Below are 16,487 nucleotides of genomic sequence, written 5' to 3'. Positions count from 1 at the left end.
GAGATAATAATGAAACAGAATTGTATATTCTGTTTCAGGTGTTTTGAAGTGAATTTCTTCCTTTGAACCTATAAAAAGGATAGTTTTTAGCATCCATATTTGGGTAGGCTTCTAACAATGTTGTATGTCTTGGACTTGATTGCTGCTCTCTGGCATATTTGGATGCATAGGTTAACATGGGTTCAATCCCTCTGCTGTCATCCTGAAATTGCTTGATATCAATTTTAGAAATATTTTTATCCCTGAATTGCTGGGCTTTGGGGGAGAGAAGATGAGCTTCAAAGCTATCCTGATTTTTTGGATGGACTAATAGACAAGCATGTATATGTGGTGTTTGAAAAACTGATGCAGGTACACCATGAGCAGTACCTTCAACATCCAGAGAGGCAACAGCAAAGGGCTGATATTTGATCTGTTTGTTGGCTTTTGGCCCCATAACAGTTTTTATTGTATCTAAATACCAGAATTTGAAAGATTCAAACATCGGTCTTGAGTTGTATAATGAATAAGAATTTTTGGCTGCAAAGAGACCTGTCTTGAAATGTATGGTTACAAAATACAGGTTCTTTTCAAAATGAGACGGGCTGTATTTTAAATTTAAGTCATTGTGATCAAACCTAAATTTATCCATAAATAAGTCATGAAGCCATTGGTCATGACTAGAGTTAATAATTGATCTGCCTGTCGGCAGATATCCATGAATGGATGGGTTTAAGATGTTCATATTAATGGTACTTTCAAATTTTAAATAAGTTTATCAATTGCCCTGGGAATGGCTACCCAGGACTTAAGTTCCGATCGGCTTTATTTTATAATTCACAATCTAGGGCAAAATCACCCAAACACTATTTAGACCGCGGCTGTCTGCAGCCGCGATCAACAAAATAATTTATATTAATTTATTTACAGGAAAGCAGTCCTAATCAACCCCATTGAGGAGTCGATCGATTTTTTAAAGTTTTGATAAGAGCATCATAATGATTAAACAGGGGAATGAGTTCATTATACTCTAATTTAATTATAATTGCACCAATTTTTTTTAGTAAATTACCATAATATTCAAGTTCAGATTCAGTAAAGTCCATTCAGTTCAAACAACTTGCCAAAGGTTCCTTTAGGTTGGGCAGTTGCTGAATTCCTACATTATTTATTTCCCCCAATATACTATGATTTGCATGAAAAAGCCTATCAAATGCATTTTGGCTATTGACCAGATGCAAATGATAGGCTCAGTTTTAATTAAGTTATTGGAAAAGCTTATTATTTCCAGTCGATTTCTAAAAGCTTCATATAGTCTTGGCTGTCATTTAATGAGTATCCACTCCCATAATATGCCCCCATTGACCCATCTTTGTGCCCCATCAGGTAGTTTTGCAGCTCGGGTGGAAGCCTGTGTTTTCTCATTCTGTCTTTGAAAGTGTGTCTCAGGCTGTAGATGCCATGAGCTTCTGTTTCACTCAGGCCATGCAGCTTGAGGTATTTGTTCACATTGGCTGAAAAATTGTCTGCACCTGTTGGGTGAGTGTGAGAAGGGAAGCCTTGTGGATATTTTTTGAAGGCAATCAGGCTTTGGCCTACCAAGGGGATTTCTCGACCTCTGTGGCCCGTTTTAAGCTTCCGGAACTTGTTGGGCCTGATCTTTATATGAGGAACCTCATGGTCCAGATGGATATCTTCAGGGGCCAGCCCACAAATTTCCTTTAGGCCGCCTCCTGTATCCATAATGACATAGAGAATATGCAAAGATTCATCATTGAGGGATGAGAAGGGAGAACCTTTGAGCCATTTTTCTTTGAGAAACTCAATGGAGTAGGCTGGACGGGCTGTCTTTTCCTCAGTCAGGTGTATTTTGTGGAAAGGGTTGTCCTGCTTAAGGCCATTTTGGTCTTGATAGAAAGTGATGATCTTTCTCACATGTGTAAGCTGCTTGTTGGCTGTACCAGCCTTCATCTCCTCAGCTTCAACCCAATCGACAAGATGTGACCTATAGGCTAGGGCAAGCTGTTTTGTAATCTGTGTGTATGGTATACCTTTGCCAAAGAAGTTATTGGCTCTATTGACTGCCAGTTGCACAGGAGACTTTTTCTTTGAAATCTCTCTGGGGTTTAAGCCAATCAGTTTATCTCTGGTGTGCTCATTATAGAAGTCCAGAACATCATCCAGAGAAGGCTGGTCAGGTGCTATTCCAAATAAGGCTTGGATGGAAATCGGATCTGGATTTTGCTGCTTGCAATGATCAGTCTTTGGGCAAAGGTAGCCAAATCATTCTCTTGGATCAATTGCTCCTTGGACCTGTATTGAACACCCAGATTTGCACTGATTGATTTGAGGTTTTTCAAAGACTCGATTTCAGTGCTGTTGATGCTTTTGCCTGTCTTTAGATGCTCCATCAATCTTTCATAGTGAGCATGAAGCTGGCCATATTTTTCTATGACCTGATTGTGGTTCTTGCACTTCAATGAGGTCTTGAACTCAGAATGGCCATCCGCCAGCTCTTGATATTGAGCAGGGATTCGCCTTCTGTAGAGGTAATTGCCATCACCTCTTTCAAACAGGTACTTAGCTTCAAATCCTGGAATCACAGCTTTTTTCATAAGCACATGCGTACCGAATTGTGTACCAAAAGTACATGCTAAGTGGTTGATTTCAATGAAAACAAGGGCTTAAAAAGCAAATCTGGCGGAGAGAGCGGGATTCGAACCCGCGATACGGTTCCCCGTATACACACTTTCCAGGCGTGCGCCTTCAACCACTCGGCCACCTCTCCACTCAAGACTGATATTTATAAATGATATCAATCACAACGGCGTATCTTCAAACAGTGGTCAGCTGTTAAACGACCGTTTCGGCGCGGAATATAGCTATAAAAGACGGATGTTCAACCATTATTTCGTGTTTCACTGAATTCATTTAATTTTACAGGCAAAAAACGGTGAAATTATATAAATAATCAGATGGTTTATTTGTTTAACTTATTGAATTTATTGATTTTAATATTTTTGAGGCTCTGTGGAAAATATCATCGAATTTCGCGCCGCCAGAGCATGATTTTACCCGTTTTTGACTGATCTTGCTGAAACTCGTGACGAAACTGGTCGAATCTTATGTCCAAAAGGACAAATGTTTTTGTTCAACGGAGGGGGGGACTTACGGTCTTTTCCGTGAATTATAATTTTATATTAGAAAAATTTAATAGCCTGTCTGTCAGAAAGAGCCCTTGTGATAGAATGATATTCAGAGTTGTTTTTTGAGTTCTGAATTTCAGAAGACGGATATGGGTTATTATGCGTGTATTTTTTAATTTTCTGGCGCTCTGGTCGTTGGGTGTCAGCTTGTTATTTGCTGTTTTTGATATTGCGCGATCAATTGCGCAGCTTCGTTTGGTTGTGACGCCGTTTCTGCAGAGTTTGCAGGATTATCTGCCTGAATATTTAGCTGCTTTTGCCGGTTTTATACGGCAGGTCTTCTGGAACGGCTTTTGGAACAACTGGATGGTTCCGGTGTTGAATATGCCCGGATGGTTCTTATTTTTAGTGCTGAGTATAGTGTGTTTTGCTGCCGGAACGATCGGGCGTAAATCTTATGCACGTTAAGAGTACAGATATGTGTAAGCCCGTTCCGGTTGCTTGCCGTTAAAACTAACAAGTATACAGTATTTCCGTTGTTGCTGTTTAAACCGGAAATGCATCAGACAGGGACTATGATGATGTTCAGACAATATCCCGAACACAAGTTGCGTATGCCGACCAGTAATGAGGCGCTTGCCGGTCGTACTGAGGCGATTGCGACTTCCGAAGACCATTTTGTTTCCGGACTTCCTCTGCACGGGCCATGGCCGCATAATATGAAGAAAATTCTGTTCGGTATGGGCTGTTTTTGGGGTGTGGAGCGTTTGTTCTGGCAGGTGCCCGGTGTTTATGTCACCGCTGCCGGTTATAGCGGCGGTCTGACACCGAACCCGACCTATGAGGAAACCTGTACAGGCCTGACAGGGCATAATGAAGTAGTGCAGGTGGTCTATGATCCGGCCGAGGTGACGCTGGCGCAGCTTCTGCAGATTTTCTGGGAAGAACATGACCCGACGCAGGGTATGCGGCAGGGCAATGATATAGGCACAACATATCGCTCAGGGATTTATGTTTATTCGGATGAAGATCTGAAGACTGCTGAAGCGAGTAAAGCAGCTTACCAGCAGGCGCTGACCGCCCGTGGTCTTGGCGCAATTACGACGGAAATTCTGCCTGCTTCTGATTTTTATTATGCTGAAGGCTATCATCAGCAGTATCTGGCGAAAAACCCTCAGGGTTATTGCGGCTTGCGCGGTACAGGCGTTTCCTGCGTGATTTAAGGGCGGCGCGGTGTGTTCTAGCAATGAAATATGTGTAAGCGCATAAATTTAAGATGAAAAAAGTTCCGGACCGTGCCAGATTGCCGATTATTAAAATCTGAGCGGGCGGTAAAAAACAGAATAATTTACCGAACACGGGTGGGTATTTTCTCGCGCAGAATTACTGCGCTATCGGAGGTGAGTGGTAATGAAGCGTATCGTTATGGGCCTGTTGGCCGCGACCCTGAGTGTTTCAGCAGCCTATTCGGCAGAACTGAAGCCGGCTGTTGTTTATGACTTTGGCGGAAAATTTGACAAGTCTTTCAATGAAGCCGCTTATAATGGCGCAGCCAAATATAAGGCAGATCACGGCACCAATTATCGTGAATTTGAAATTCAGAACGATGCGCAGCGTGAGCAGGCTCTGCGTAAATTTGCGCAGGACGGTAACTCACCGGTTGTGATTGCCGGTTTCTCGGCTGTTTCCGCAATTGAGAAAGTTGCCAAGGAATTTCCGGACACAAAATTCGTAATCATTGATGCCGTTGTGGAAGCACCGAATGTGCGCTCCGTTGTCTTTAAAGAAGAAGAAGGCGGCTATCTGGTTGGTATGCTGGCAGCGATGGCTTCTAAAACCGGCACTGTAAGCTTTGTCGGTGGTATGGATGTGCCGCTGATCCGTCGTTTCTATTGCGGTTATGCCGGTGGCGCAAAAGCCGGTAAAGAAGGCACAAAAGTTCTGAATAACTGGACCGGCGATACACCTGCCGCCTGGAATGATCCGGCTAAAGGCAGCGAAATCACTAAAGCCCAGATCGATCAGGGTTCTGACGTGATTTATCATGCTGCCGGTGGTACCGGTATTGGCGTGTTGCAGGCTGCGGCTGATGCGGGCAAGCTCGGCATCGGTGTTGACTCCAACCAGAACGGCCTGCATCCGGGTCATGTTCTGACCTCGATGGTTAAGGGTGTTGATACTGCCGTTTATAAGGCTTTTGAAGATGTTGCTGCTGATAAATTCACAGCCGGTATCGTTCAGATGGGTCTGAAAGATGATGGTGTGAGCTATGCGATGGATGAAAACAACGCCAAGCTGATTACACCTGAAATGAAGGCCGCGGTTGAAGCTGCAAAGGCCGACATCATTTCCGGTAAAATCAAGGTGCATGACTACACCACAGACAATAAGTGCCCTTACTAATCCGGTAGGGCTATTCATAGAAAAGGGCAGTGGTGACACTGCCCTTTTCCATTTGAAATTTCTTTGTGTCTTACCAGTGGGGCGGTTTGGTCACGGAGACTTCCGGCGCTGTTTGCTCTTCCAGCTCAAGAAAGCGATCAGTCAGCGCGCTGAGCTTTTTGTTCAGCGCGGTAATCAGCTTCCATTGCTCGGCAATCTCACCGGACAGGTCTTCAATTGTCTTTTCCTGTTCCGCATTGCGAATTTCCAGCTCTGTAAGCCGGTCGGACAGATTTTCAGACATGGGTGGTTTCCTGACAGATCAGAGGGTGTTTTGTATTCATATAGTGCACGGAAGTGATATTTCACGCTATTATGAGGGGTGAAATGCGGCTTTGTGGTGGTTTACACACAGCTTTATGCAATAGCATATATTGTTAACTGCGTGGCGGAATCAGTTAAAGCAGAACATGTCAGATGTTTTCATTTGATGTTCGCGATATGTTATTTGATAAAAATGCTCCGGCAATGCGATGTCGATGATTAACGGATGGGATAATGGCGCAGCCTGCACTTGAACTGACAGGAATTGATAAGCGTTTCGGCGCTGTGCACGCAAACCGTGCTATTGATCTGCGGATCAAAAAGGGAACCATCCACGGGATTATCGGCGAAAACGGCGCCGGAAAATCGACTTTGATGTCGATTATCTACGGTTTCTATCAGCCGGATAAAGGCACGATCAAAGTCAATGACCGGCAGGTGCATATATCCAATCCGGATGCGGCAATCGCTGCGGGCATCGGTATGGTGCATCAGCACTTTATGCTGGTTGATAATTTTACAGTGCTTGAAAATGTGATGCTGGGTGCGGAAGGTGCGCCTTTATTATCAGCCGGCATTGCAAAAGCACGCGAGCAGCTGAAAGCGCTCGAAAAAGAATATGCGCTGGATGTTGACCCTGATGCGGTGGTCGAAGATCTGCCGGTTGGTCTGCAGCAGCGCGTGGAAATTCTGAAAGCGCTGTATCGCGGCGCGGAAATTTTGATCCTTGATGAGCCGACCGGTGTGCTGACACCATCAGAGGCTGACCATCTGTTCCGCATTTTGCGGCAGCTGAAAGATCAGGGCAAAACCATTGTTCTGATTACCCATAAGCTGCGCGAGATCATGGCAGTGACAGATAATGTCTCGGTGATGCGTCAGGGCACGATGGTTGCCACCCGCAAAACCGCTGAAGCAAGCGTGGAAGAACTGGCTGAACTGATGGTTGGCCGCCGTGTTTTGCTGCGCGTGAACAAGCAGGTTGCGACACCCGGTGAGCCTGTTTTGCAAGTGAAGAACCTTGTCGTGCGCAATGCGCAGAAAACCACAGTTGTGGATACGGTGTCCTTTGATGTGCGTGCCGGTGAGATTGTCGGCATTGCCGGTGTTGCCGGTAACGGTCAGTCAGAACTGATTGAAGTCATCGCCGGTATTCGCCGTGCCGAGAGCGGTGTGGTGATGCTGAATAGCCTGCCGGTCAATGTGACCGGTAATGCGCATCCGGCGGAATTGCGCCGTCGTGGTCTCGCCCATGTACCGGAAGACCGCCATCATATGGGGCTGGTGCTGGCCTATGAGGAATATGAAAATTCCATTCTCGGCTATCACGATGATCCGCGTTATCTCAAAGGACCGTTCCTGAATATTGAAGCGATCATGCAGGATGCTAAGGGCAAGATTGCGCAATATGATATCCGTCCTGCCGATCCGCGTTTGAAAACTGCGAATTTCTCCGGTGGTAACCAGCAGAAGATCGTGCTGGCACGTGAGATGGAACGCAATCCGGATGTGCTGATTGTAGCGCAGCCGACGCGCGGCGTGGATGTCGGTGCGATCGAATTTATTCATAAACGTATTATTGAAATGCGCGATGCCGGTAAGGCCGTGCTGTTGATTTCTGTTGAGCTGGACGAAATCCGTTCGCTGTCCGACCGTATTCTGGTGATGTTTGCCGGACGTGTTGTCGGTGAGTGCGGACCGGAAGCCGGTGAGGGGGAAATCGGCCTGCTGATGGCGGGCATTCAGGATGAAGATAATAAGAAAACCGAAAAGGGCCTGCATTGATGATTAGCTCAACACCGGCATTGCTCATCATTGATATGCAAAAGGCTATTGATGATCCGAAATGGGGTCGCCGCGGACAACCGCAGACAGAAGCGAATTTACAGCGCCTGCTGGAAGCATGGCGCGAGCGTCGTCTGCCGGTGGTGCATGTGCGCCATGATTCAACCGATCCGCAGTCGCCTTATCGCTCTGGTACGGCAGGTAATGACTTCAAAGCAGAAGTCGAGCCTCAGATCGGTGAACCGGTCGTGGATAAACGTACCAACAGCGCTTTTATCGGCACAGATCTGATGGATGTGCTGGATGAGTTGCAAATCCGCACGCTGGTTATTGGCGGTGTGCTGCTGGAAAATTCCGTTGATGCAACAGTGCGTATGGCCGCTAATCTCGGTTTTGAGGTGATTGTGCCGGAAGATGCGGTTGCCAGTACAGACCGCACAGACCTGCAGGGGCGTCTCTGGAGTGCGGAAGATGTGCATGCGCTGACACTGGCCGTGTTGCAGGGCGAATATGCGCAGGTAAAAACCACTGACGCCGTGATCGGAATGTTGCCATGAGCCAGCCTTTTGCAAAATTACCGCGCTGGGTGGATTATGGTCTGATCCCGACACTGAACCTGCTGGTTGCGTTTCTGGTTGCAGGACTTGTGGTGCTGCTGGTCGGAGAAAATCCACTGGATGCGGCACTGCTGATGGTCAAAGGCGCCTTTGGCTCCGGTGAAGGCATTGGCTATACGCTGTTTTATGCCACGAATTTTATCTTTGCCGGTCTGGCTGTGGCTGTCGCTTTTCATTGCGGGCTGTTCAATATCGGCGGTGAGGGGCAGGCTTATATCGGTGGTCTTGGCGTGGCGCTGATCTGTCTCTGGCTGGATGCATCCATGCCGTGGTGGATTACCATGATTGCGGCATTGCTTGGCGGTGCTATTTTCGGCGCGCTGTGGGCGCTGATACCGGCATGGCTTCTGGCAAAACGCGGTTCGCATATCGTGATTACCACGATTATGTTCAACTTCATTGCCGCCAGTCTGATGGTCTATCTGATTATCAATTTCATCAAACCGATTGGCGTGATGGCACCGGAAAGCCGTGGCTTTGCAGAAGGTGGGCAACTGCCGAAACTCGACTGGCTGATGAACCTGTTCGGTATGGAAATCCGTTCGGCACCGCTGAATATCAGCTTTTTGCTGGCGCTGCTGGCTTGCTATCTGGTGTGGCTGCTGATCTGGCGGACAAAAATCGGCTATGAAATCCGCACCATGGGGCACAGCCCGCGCGCCGCTGAATATGCCGGTATCAATCCGTCGAGAACGATTATTATCACCATGCTGATTTCCGGTGCGCTGGCCGGTATGATGGCACTGAATCCGGTAATGGGCGCGCAATATCGCCTGCAGCTGGACTTTGTGGCCGGTGCCGGTTTTGTGGGCATTGCTGTGGCACTGATGGGGCGCTCGCATCCGGTGGGGATCATTCCGGCGGCGATCCTGTTTGGTATGCTTTATCAGGGCGGTGCGGAAATCGCTTTTGATATGCCGAATATTTCCCGCGACATGATTGTGATTATTCAGGGTCTGGTGATCCTGTTTGCCGGTGCGATGGAGCATATGTTCCGTCCTGCTTTCCAGCGGTTTTTCATGCGTTTTGCATCGCGAAATGCTGCCGGTGCAGCCACGAAGGCAGGGGAGTAAGCGCCATGGACAGCTATGTAACTCTTATTCAGCTGCTTGATTCAACCTTGCGCCTGTCTGCGCCGTTGCTGTTTGCCTGTCTTGCGGGGCTCTATTCAGAGCGCGCAGGGATTGTTGATATCGGTCTTGAAGGTAAAATGCTGGCCGGTGCTTTTGCGGCCGGTACTGTTGCTGCCATCAGCGGGTCTGCCCTTGCCGGTCTTGGTGCGGCTTTGCTGGTTTCGATGCTGTTGTCGCTGGTGCACGGTTTTGCCTCGATCACCCATCGCGGCAATCAGATCGTTTCCGGTCTGGCAATCAACTTTATTGCTGCGGGTACAACAATTATTCTCGGTCAGGCATGGTTCGGGCAGGGTGGCCGTACACCGTCTTTGCCAAACAGCGCCCGTTTTACATCTATTAATTTTCCGGGTGCGGAAGCCGTTAAAGATGTGCCGGTTGTCGGCTATCTTTATGCGGAGCTGATTTCCGGTCATTCTATTTTGGTTTATCTGGCGTTTCTGATGGTGCCACTGACATGGTGGGTTCTGTATCGCACCCGCTTTGGTCTGCGTCTGCGTGCGGTGGGTGAAAATCCTGCGGCGGTTGATACAGCCGGTATTTCAGTGACATGGCTTCGCTACCGTGCAGTGATTATCTGCGGTCTGCTCTGCGGTATGGCCGGTGCCTATCTGGCGACAGCACAGGGCGCAGGCTTTGTGAAGGATATGACTGCCGGTAAAGGCTATATTGCTCTGGCCGCACTGATCTTCGCCAAATGGCGTCCGGTGCAGGCGATGTATGCTTGTTTGCTGTTCGGCTTTCTCGATGCGCTGGGCATTCGTCTGCAGGGTCAGTCACTGCCGCTGATCGGTGATGTACCGGTGCAGTTCATGCAGGCTCTGCCATATATTCTGACCGTTATTCTGCTGGCAGGCTTTATCGGCAAGGCCATTCCGCCGAAAGCGGGTGGGATACCATACGTGAAAGAGCGTTAAGATTAAAAATGAGGAGGGGCTGATATGGCTCAGGATCTATTTGATGCAGCTTATGCTGCAATGCAGAAATGCCATGCCCCTTACTCGAAGTTTCCTGTTGGTGCTGCTTTACGTACCAAAGACGGGCGGATTTATTCCGGCTGCAATATTGAAGTGATTTCTTTCCCTGAAGGCTGGTGCGCTGAAACCACCATGCTGTCGCATTATGTGATGGACGGTGGTGGCGAGATTGCTGAAATTCTGGTGATGGCTGAAAAACTGGAAAAATGCTCTCCTTGCGGCGGTTGCCGTCAGCGTCTGGCAGAATTTGCCGGTGCTGATGTGCCGCTGCATTTGTGTGACAGTTCCGGTGTTGTGCAGACCGTGACGATGCGCGAATTGCTGCCATTCAGCTTTCAGACTGATGTGATTGGTTAAGGCCATGACCGAAGCAGCTTTGATTTTACGCGCCCGTTTGAATGAAGCTTTTGCCGGTGAAACGCTGAAAGTTGCTATTGTGCTGGGTTCCGGCCTTGGCGGACTGGTCAGCGAACTCGATGATCCGGTGCATATCCGTTATTCCGATCTGCCGCGCTTTCCGAAAAGCGGCGTCAGCGGTCATGCGGGCGAGGTGGTTGTCGGTCGGCTAATGGGCAGGCTGGTAATGGTGCTGGCAGGGCGTGCGCATTATTACGAGCAGGGTGACGCAGCGGCGATGCGCCCTGTGCTGGAGACACTGAAAGCACTTGGCATTGAAACCCTGATCCTGACCAATGCCGCCGGTTCTGTGGTGCAGGAGATGGCACCCGGCAGCGTGATGCTGATCGACGATCATATTAATTATTCCGGTATGAACCCGCTGATCGGCGAACATACAGATGCGCGTTTTACCGGCATGACAGCGGCCTATGATGCAGACCTCAAGCAGGCTTTCCGCGATGCGGCGCGCGCTGCTGATGAGAAGCTGTATGAGGGTGTCTATATGTGGTTCTCCGGCCCGTCTTTTGAGACACCGGCAGAAATCCGCATGGCGCGGGTGCTGGGTGCTGATGCTGTGGGCATGTCCACAGTGCCGGAAGTCATTCTGGCGCGCTTTCTGGGGCTGCGGGCTGCCGCCTGTTCGGTCATCACCAATTATGGTGCAGGCATGAGCGGTGATGAATTATCGCACCATGAAACCAAGACTATGGCGCCTTTGGGCGGCCAGAAACTGCAAAAAATTATCAAGATACTGGTTGGCGAAATCGGCTGATCGTTAAAAAGGTGCCGCTATGCTGCCACAGGAAATCATTCGGGCAAAACGCGATAGACAGGTTTTGAGCGCGGAGCAAATCAAGGCATTTGTGCGCGGTATTACCGATGGCAGTGTGAGCGAAGGGCAGATTGCCGCTTTTGGCATGGCGGTCTATTTCAACGGTATGAACCGTGATGAGGCTGTGGCGCTGACAACGGCGATGCAATATTCCGGCGATGTGCTGGAATGGCGCGATCTTGACGGACCTGTGGTGGATAAACATTCGACAGGCGGTGTCGGTGATAATGTGTCTTTGATGCTGGCACCCATTGTTGCTGCCTGCGGTGCCTATGTGCCGATGATTTCCGGTCGTGGCCTTGGTCATACGGGCGGCACATTGGATAAGATGGATGCCATTCCCGGTTATCAGAGCTATCCTGATAAGGCTTTGTTCGACAAGGTGGTGCGCGGTTGCGGTTGCGCGATTATCGGTCCGACAGGTGACCTCGCTCCGGCGGATAAGCGTTTCTATGCTGTGCGTGATGTGACGGCGACGGTGGAATCCATTCCGCTGATTACCGCTTCTATTCTCTCGAAAAAACTGGCTTCCGGTATTGGCGGGCTTGTGCTGGATGTGAAAACCGGTAGCGGTGCTTTTATGCCGACATTTGAAGCATCGCAGGCTTTGGCGCAAAGTCTGGTGCAGGTGGCCAATGGTGCGGGGTTACCGACCAGTGCGCTGATTACTGATATGAATGAGCCATTAGCCGATTGCGCCGGTAATGCGGTGGAAGTGCGCAATGCTGTTGATTTCCTGACCGGTGCCAAGCGTCAGGCACGTCTCGCGGAAGTGGTGCTGAATTTTGCCGCCCATATGCTGGTCACAGCAGGGCTGGCTCAAACTGTTACTGATGGTTTGGTAAAAGCGCAAGCGGCTCTGGATAATGGCAGTGCCGCAGAAAAATTCGACCGTATGGTTGCAGGGCTTGGCGGGCCTGCGGATTTTGTTGAAAGAGCTGCGCATTATCTGCCGGTTGCGCCTCTTCAGGTGCAGGTGCGTGCTGAGCGTGATGGTTATATCAGCGCCATTGATACACGCGCAGTCGGTATGAGTGTTGTAGCATTGGGCGGCGGGCGTATGCGCCCGCAGGATCAGATTGATCCTTCTGTCGGTGTGACCAATATTCTGCCGCTGGGCAGTGCAGTCAAAGCCGGTGATGTGCTGGCATTGGTTCACGCGCAGACGCAAGACAAGGCCGAGCAGGCTGTGCAGATGGTGCAGCAGGCCATGATGCTGAGTGAACACAAACCGGCACTCAATCCGGTGATTTATGAAACGGTAACCGCATAAAAAAAACGGCGCTCAGAGCGCCGTTTTTATTTCATTTTTGGTGCCGACCATACGGTCGCTTTTTAGTTATTTGGTGCCGTACATACGGTCGCAATCTTATTATTTGGTGCCGTACATACGGTCTCCGGCATCACCAAGACCCGGAACAATATAGCCGTCTTCATTCAGCTTCTCATCAATGGCCGCTGTGTAGATCGGCACATCCGGATGCACTTCCGCAAAATGCTTGATACCTTCCGGCGCTGCCAGCAGGCAGAGGAAGCGGATATTGCTTGCGCCGCGCTCTTTCAGCTTGGTGATCGCTTCAACGGCGGAATTGCCGGTTGCCAGCATCGGATCAACCACAATAATCAGACGGTTGACGATATCTTCCGGTGCTTTGAAGTAATATTCCACCGGCTGCAAAGTCTTGTGGTCGCGATAGAGACCGATATGGGCAACGCGTGCCGCAGGCACCAGATCTAGCATGCCTTCCAGCAGACCATTACCTGCACGCAGGATGGATGCGAAAACCAGCTTCTTACCGTCCAGGATCGGCGATTCCATCGGCTGCATCGGTGTTTCGATCATGGTGGTTGTCAGATCGAGATCGCGGGTCACTTCATAGCAAAGCAGAAGGGAAATTTCTTTCAGCAACCGCCGGAAGCTGGCGGTTGAAGTTTCTTTCATGCGCATAATGGTGAGCTTGTGCTGAACAAGCGGATGACTAACTACCGTAACGCTCATAATATCCCGCTGCTTTCAAAATTTATTTTTTGCATTATTAGCCGAAGCCGATGAATTTTCCAGACCGCAATAAGCGAAAATACGGGTATGGAAAAGCAGCAGGGCTTAAATTTATCCCGTTTTATACAATTCTCTCAAAGAGAATGCAGGCTTTATGGATGAATGCGCAGAGCTACACGAAACTGTGACGGGTTTTATGCGCCAAAAGAATCATTATTACCGGCGCTTTGCGACGCAAATTTTGTTAAGTCATATCAAACTTTGCCGTATTTGCTTGTAACATCGCGCCCAGCCTTTATATGCTACTGGGCAGATGTTTCATCAGGCATAGCTTGAAATTTGCAGTTTCGGGTCTCTATGCAGTGTTTTGGTTCCGACGGGTAAGTTGGGCGGGCAGGACAGGATAAATAAATGAGCCAGCAACACGAAAATTCTACCGTGGATCAGGGTGCAGATGAGAGCCGTGTCGGTGCCCATGGTGGTATGGAGAATTCTTTCGGCTTTCAGAAAGTCGATGAAGAGTCCAAGCAGGGGCTGGTGAATGAAGTTTTTCACAGTGTAGCCAAGCGCTATGATGTGATGAATGATCTGATGTCCGCCGGTCTGCACCGTGCATGGAAAGATGCGATGGTTGCCTGGCTGGCACCGCCGAAAATCCCGTCGCATATTCAGAACTGGCGCTCGCTCGATGTGGCCGGTGGTACCGGTGATATTGCCTTCCGTATTGTTGAAGCATCAGACCGTCAGGCGCATACAACTGTGCTTGATATTAACGGCTCAATGCTGGCTGTCGGGCAGGAGCGTGCGGCCAAAAAAGGTCTGCTGAATAATGTGGATTTTGTCGAGGCCAATGCCGAGAAACTGCCTTTCGACGATAATTCCTTTGATGCCTATACGATTGCTTTTGGTATCCGCAATGTGCCGCATATTGACTGGGCGCTGGAAGAAGCGTTCCGTGTGCTGAAACCGGGCGGCCGTTTCCTCTGCCTCGAATTCTCCGAAGTGGAAATGCCGCTGCTGGATAAGATTTATGACCAGTGGTCGTTCCATGCCATTCCTGCCATTGGCAAAATGGTGACCGGTGATGCGGAATCCTATAAATATCTGGTTGAATCCATTCGCAAATTCCCGAAACAGCAGGATTTTGCCAATATGATCACAGCGGCCGGTTTCTCCCGCGTGACATGGCGCAATTTCACCGGCGGTATTGCCAGCCTGCATTCTGGCTGGAAAATCTGATTATTATTTCCCGCGCATTTTAATTCCGGAAATTACTACAGGATTTCCGGAATGCGCTCTGTAAAGTGAGTGAGTTATGGGCCGCATTGCTGCTAGTTTCCGACTGATCCATGCCGGTTGGGTGATGACCCGTGAAGGTGTAATCAGCGCATTGCCGGCAGAAGGCCTGAGCGGTTTACCTGCTTTTGCTCATCGTGTTGCAGGGGCTCTGGCGCGTAAACGCTCGCGCGATACGGCGCGTTCGGAACGCATGTCGCGGGCGATGAACCGGCTGGGGCCGTCTTATGTCAAGCTCGGTCAGTTTCTGGCGACGCGACCGGATTTCGTCGGCAAGGAAGTTGCGGATGATTTGCAGCTTTTGCAGGACCGGATGGATTTCTTCCCCGAAGAGGCTGCAAAGCGCACGGTTGAGGGTTCCCTCGGACGCACGATTGATGATCTCTATACGGAATTTGATGCGCCGATTGCTGCTGCATCTATGGCGCAGGTGCATCCGGCATTTGTTGGCGGTACGCGCAAAGTTGCCGTTAAAGTCATTCGTCCGGGTGTGCGCCAGCGTTTTGCGCAGGATCTTGAAGGTTTCTTCATGGTTGCGCGTTTGCAGGAGCGCTTTGTGCCGGTAACGCGCCGTTTGCGTCCGGTCATGGTGGCTGAAACGCTTGCGCAAACCACGCGCATCGAGATGGATTTGCGGCTGGAGGCGGCCGCACTGTCCGAAATTGCCGAAAATATCAAGGGTGACGAAGGTTTCCGTGTGCCTGCCGTGGATTGGGAGCGCACCGGTCGCGATGTGCTGACCATGGAATGGATCGACGGCATTAAAATGTCGGATGTCGAGGGCTTACGTGCTGCCGGTTTTGATCTGCAGAAACTGGCGCGTACACTGATCCAGTCCTTCCTGCGCCATACGCTGCGTGATGGTTTTTTCCATGCGGATATGCATCCGGGCAACCTGTTTGTAGATGCCAAAGGCACGATTGTTGCTGTGGATTTCGGTATCACCGGTCGTCTCAATAAGCAGCAGCGCCGTTTTCTGGCAGAAATTCTCTATGGTTTTATCACGCGCGATTATCGCCGTGTGGCCGAGGTGCATTTTGAGGCCGGCTATGTGCCGCATCATCATGATGTAGCGAGCTTCGCACAGGCCATTCGCGCGATTGGTGAGCCTATTCATGGTCAGCCTGCTGAAACCATTTCCATGGCGAAGCTGCTGACCCTGCTGTTTGAGGTAACTGAGCTGTTTGACATGGAAACCCGTGCTGAACTGATTATGCTGCAGAAGACAATGGTTGTGGTTGAAGGTGTGTCGCGCACGCTTGATCCGAATTTCAATATGTGGAAGTCGGCAGAGCCGGTTGTCGGTGGCTGGATCCGTAAAAATCTGGGGCCTGTCGGTATTGCGGCTGATGTGAAAGAAAGCGGCATGGCATTGCTGCATTTCATGCGACAGACACCGGAGCTGACCAAGCGGCTGGAGCGGCTTTCCGGAGAGCTGGACAATATGGCTGCCAATGGTCTGCGTTTTGATGATGCGACCGCTGCGGCTATCGGCAAAGCAGAAGCACGGCATACGCGCTCAGGCCGGATTGCCCAGATTGTGATAGCGGTCTGCGTGGTGATCCTGACGGTAAAATTGCTTTTTTGATTGCATTGATTGCATAAATGATTGCAAATC

Annotated in this window: 17 protein-coding genes and 1 tRNA gene; 12 read left to right on the top strand and 6 right to left on the bottom strand. The window is 49.7% G+C overall.

What is annotated here, in order from left to right:
- Positions 1–34: 34 nt before the first annotated feature.
- From K1X45_RS07085 to K1X45_RS07070, 4 genes are all read right to left on the bottom strand, one after another.
- The gene (locus K1X45_RS07085) at positions 35–724 is read right to left on the bottom strand and encodes a hypothetical protein (RefSeq protein WP_220160220.1); all 690 of its coding nucleotides are present in this window, start codon (positions 722–724) and stop codon (positions 35–37) included.
- A 536-nt stretch (positions 725–1,260) separates the two neighbouring features.
- Positions 1,261–2,073 (bottom strand): tyrosine-type recombinase/integrase, encoded by an 813-nt coding sequence (locus tag K1X45_RS07080; RefSeq protein ID WP_220160219.1) that lies wholly within the window; start codon positions 2,071–2,073, stop codon positions 1,261–1,263.
- 107 nt (positions 2,074–2,180) lie between these two features.
- Positions 2,181–2,594 carry a hypothetical protein gene (locus K1X45_RS07075; RefSeq protein WP_220160218.1) on the bottom strand — a complete coding sequence of 138 codons (414 nt, stop codon included), beginning with the start codon at positions 2,592–2,594 and terminating at the stop codon, positions 2,181–2,183.
- A gap of 83 nt (positions 2,595–2,677) precedes the next feature.
- Positions 2,678–2,767 (bottom strand) — tRNA-Ser (locus K1X45_RS07070).
- Between the two features lie 553 nt (positions 2,768–3,320).
- Here K1X45_RS07070 and K1X45_RS07065 point away from each other — a divergent pair.
- The 3 genes from K1X45_RS07065 to K1X45_RS07055 all read left to right on the top strand — a co-directional run bounded on the left by K1X45_RS07065 (position 3,321) and on the right by K1X45_RS07055 (position 5,528).
- A complete protein-coding gene (locus tag K1X45_RS07065; RefSeq protein WP_220160217.1) occupies positions 3,321–3,593 on the top strand; it encodes a hypothetical protein in 273 nt (90 codons plus the stop codon).
- 110 nt (positions 3,594–3,703) lie between these two features.
- Positions 3,704–4,348, top strand: coding sequence for a peptide-methionine (S)-S-oxide reductase MsrA (gene msrA / locus K1X45_RS07060; protein WP_210246333.1), 645 nt, complete (start codon positions 3,704–3,706; stop codon positions 4,346–4,348).
- Positions 4,349–4,535: 187 nt separating this feature from the next.
- Positions 4,536–5,528: a BMP family protein gene (locus K1X45_RS07055; RefSeq protein WP_075657078.1), complete on the top strand. Its 993-nt coding sequence runs from the start codon at positions 4,536–4,538 to the stop codon at positions 5,526–5,528.
- Between the two features lie 70 nt (positions 5,529–5,598).
- Here K1X45_RS07055 and K1X45_RS07050 read toward each other — a convergent pair whose 3' ends face one another.
- Entirely contained in the window at positions 5,599–5,811 is a 213-nt protein-coding gene (locus tag K1X45_RS07050) for a SlyX family protein (RefSeq protein ID WP_022712433.1), read from the bottom strand.
- 254 nt (positions 5,812–6,065) lie between these two features.
- Here K1X45_RS07050 and K1X45_RS07045 point away from each other — a divergent pair, with 254 nt between their 5' ends.
- The 7 genes from K1X45_RS07045 to deoA are packed head-to-tail and all read left to right on the top strand — an operon-like array spanning position 6,066 to position 12,847.
- Entirely contained in the window at positions 6,066–7,616 is a 1,551-nt protein-coding gene (locus K1X45_RS07045) for an ABC transporter ATP-binding protein (RefSeq protein WP_220160216.1), read from the top strand.
- Positions 7,616–8,173: a cysteine hydrolase family protein gene (locus tag K1X45_RS07040; RefSeq protein WP_220160215.1), complete on the top strand. Its 558-nt coding sequence runs from the start codon at positions 7,616–7,618 to the stop codon at positions 8,171–8,173. Before K1X45_RS07045 ends, K1X45_RS07040 begins: the two co-directional genes overlap by 1 nt.
- The gene (locus K1X45_RS07035) at positions 8,170–9,306 is read left to right on the top strand and encodes an ABC transporter permease (protein ID WP_022712436.1); all 1,137 of its coding nucleotides are present in this window, start codon (positions 8,170–8,172) and stop codon (positions 9,304–9,306) included. The genes K1X45_RS07040 and K1X45_RS07035 overlap by 4 nt, the downstream gene beginning before the upstream one ends.
- Before the next feature lie 5 nt (positions 9,307–9,311).
- Positions 9,312–10,283, top strand: a complete 972-nt coding sequence (locus tag K1X45_RS07030) for an ABC transporter permease (RefSeq protein WP_220160214.1) — start codon at positions 9,312–9,314, stop codon at positions 10,281–10,283.
- Positions 10,284–10,307: 24 nt separating this feature from the next.
- On the top strand, positions 10,308–10,700 hold the full coding sequence (locus K1X45_RS07025) for a cytidine deaminase (protein WP_022712438.1): 393 nt from the start codon (positions 10,308–10,310) through the stop codon (positions 10,698–10,700).
- A 4-nt stretch (positions 10,701–10,704) separates the two neighbouring features.
- Complete coding sequence (locus tag K1X45_RS07020; RefSeq protein ID WP_220160213.1) at positions 10,705–11,514, top strand: purine-nucleoside phosphorylase; 810 nt, start codon at positions 10,705–10,707, stop codon at positions 11,512–11,514.
- A gap of 19 nt (positions 11,515–11,533) precedes the next feature.
- On the top strand, positions 11,534–12,847 hold the full coding sequence (gene deoA, locus K1X45_RS07015) for a thymidine phosphorylase (RefSeq protein ID WP_220160212.1): 1,314 nt from the start codon (positions 11,534–11,536) through the stop codon (positions 12,845–12,847).
- Positions 12,848–12,946: 99 nt separating this feature from the next.
- Here the strand turns inward: deoA and upp are convergent, their stop codons facing one another.
- The gene (upp, locus tag K1X45_RS07010; protein WP_183956655.1) at positions 12,947–13,573 is read right to left on the bottom strand and encodes a uracil phosphoribosyltransferase; all 627 of its coding nucleotides are present in this window, start codon (positions 13,571–13,573) and stop codon (positions 12,947–12,949) included.
- A 411-nt stretch (positions 13,574–13,984) separates the two neighbouring features.
- Between upp and ubiE the strand changes: the two genes are divergently transcribed.
- Positions 13,985–14,812, top strand: coding sequence for a bifunctional demethylmenaquinone methyltransferase/2-methoxy-6-polyprenyl-1,4-benzoquinol methylase UbiE (gene ubiE, locus K1X45_RS07005; protein ID WP_022712442.1), 828 nt, complete (start codon positions 13,985–13,987; stop codon positions 14,810–14,812).
- 76 nt (positions 14,813–14,888) lie between these two features.
- Complete coding sequence (ubiB, locus tag K1X45_RS07000) at positions 14,889–16,457, top strand: 2-polyprenylphenol 6-hydroxylase (protein ID WP_220160211.1); 1,569 nt, start codon at positions 14,889–14,891, stop codon at positions 16,455–16,457.
- Positions 16,458–16,487: the final 30 nt, after the last annotated feature.

Source organism: Pseudochrobactrum sp. Wa41.01b-1 (assembly GCF_019464455.1).
GTDB classification, from domain to species: Bacteria; Pseudomonadota; Alphaproteobacteria; order Rhizobiales; family Rhizobiaceae; genus Pseudochrobactrum; species Pseudochrobactrum saccharolyticum.
Note: the sequence above shows the minus strand (reverse complement) of the source record. Positions and strands in the feature narration are given on the sequence as shown.

What these genes read in the sequence shown, in the direction of transcription:
- ubiE (WP_022712442.1), top strand. Translation starts at nt 13,985, where the DNA reads ATGAGCCAGCAACACGAAAATTCTACCGTGGATCAGGGTGCAGATGAG.
- K1X45_RS07050 (WP_022712433.1), bottom strand. Translation starts at nt 5,811, where the DNA reads ATGTCTGAAAATCTGTCCGACCGGCTTACAGAGCTGGAAATTCGCAAT.
- ubiB (WP_220160211.1), top strand. Translation starts at nt 14,889, where the DNA reads ATGGGCCGCATTGCTGCTAGTTTCCGACTGATCCATGCCGGTTGGGTG.
- deoA (WP_220160212.1), top strand. Translation starts at nt 11,534, where the DNA reads ATGCTGCCACAGGAAATCATTCGGGCAAAACGCGATAGACAGGTTTTG.
- K1X45_RS07030 (WP_220160214.1), top strand. Translation starts at nt 9,312, where the DNA reads ATGGACAGCTATGTAACTCTTATTCAGCTGCTTGATTCAACCTTGCGC.
- K1X45_RS07075 (WP_220160218.1), bottom strand. Translation starts at nt 2,594, where the DNA reads ATGAAAAAAGCTGTGATTCCAGGATTTGAAGCTAAGTACCTGTTTGAA.
- K1X45_RS07020 (WP_220160213.1), top strand. Translation starts at nt 10,705, where the DNA reads ATGACCGAAGCAGCTTTGATTTTACGCGCCCGTTTGAATGAAGCTTTT.
- upp (WP_183956655.1), bottom strand. Translation starts at nt 13,573, where the DNA reads ATGAGCGTTACGGTAGTTAGTCATCCGCTTGTTCAGCACAAGCTCACC.
- K1X45_RS07085 (WP_220160220.1), bottom strand. Translation starts at nt 724, where the DNA reads ATGAACATCTTAAACCCATCCATTCATGGATATCTGCCGACAGGCAGA.
- K1X45_RS07040 (WP_220160215.1), top strand. Translation starts at nt 7,616, where the DNA reads ATGATTAGCTCAACACCGGCATTGCTCATCATTGATATGCAAAAGGCT.
- K1X45_RS07055 (WP_075657078.1), top strand. Translation starts at nt 4,536, where the DNA reads ATGAAGCGTATCGTTATGGGCCTGTTGGCCGCGACCCTGAGTGTTTCA.
- K1X45_RS07035 (WP_022712436.1), top strand. Translation starts at nt 8,170, where the DNA reads ATGAGCCAGCCTTTTGCAAAATTACCGCGCTGGGTGGATTATGGTCTG.
- K1X45_RS07045 (WP_220160216.1), top strand. Translation starts at nt 6,066, where the DNA reads ATGGCGCAGCCTGCACTTGAACTGACAGGAATTGATAAGCGTTTCGGC.
- K1X45_RS07025 (WP_022712438.1), top strand. Translation starts at nt 10,308, where the DNA reads ATGGCTCAGGATCTATTTGATGCAGCTTATGCTGCAATGCAGAAATGC.
- msrA (WP_210246333.1), top strand. Translation starts at nt 3,704, where the DNA reads ATGATGTTCAGACAATATCCCGAACACAAGTTGCGTATGCCGACCAGT.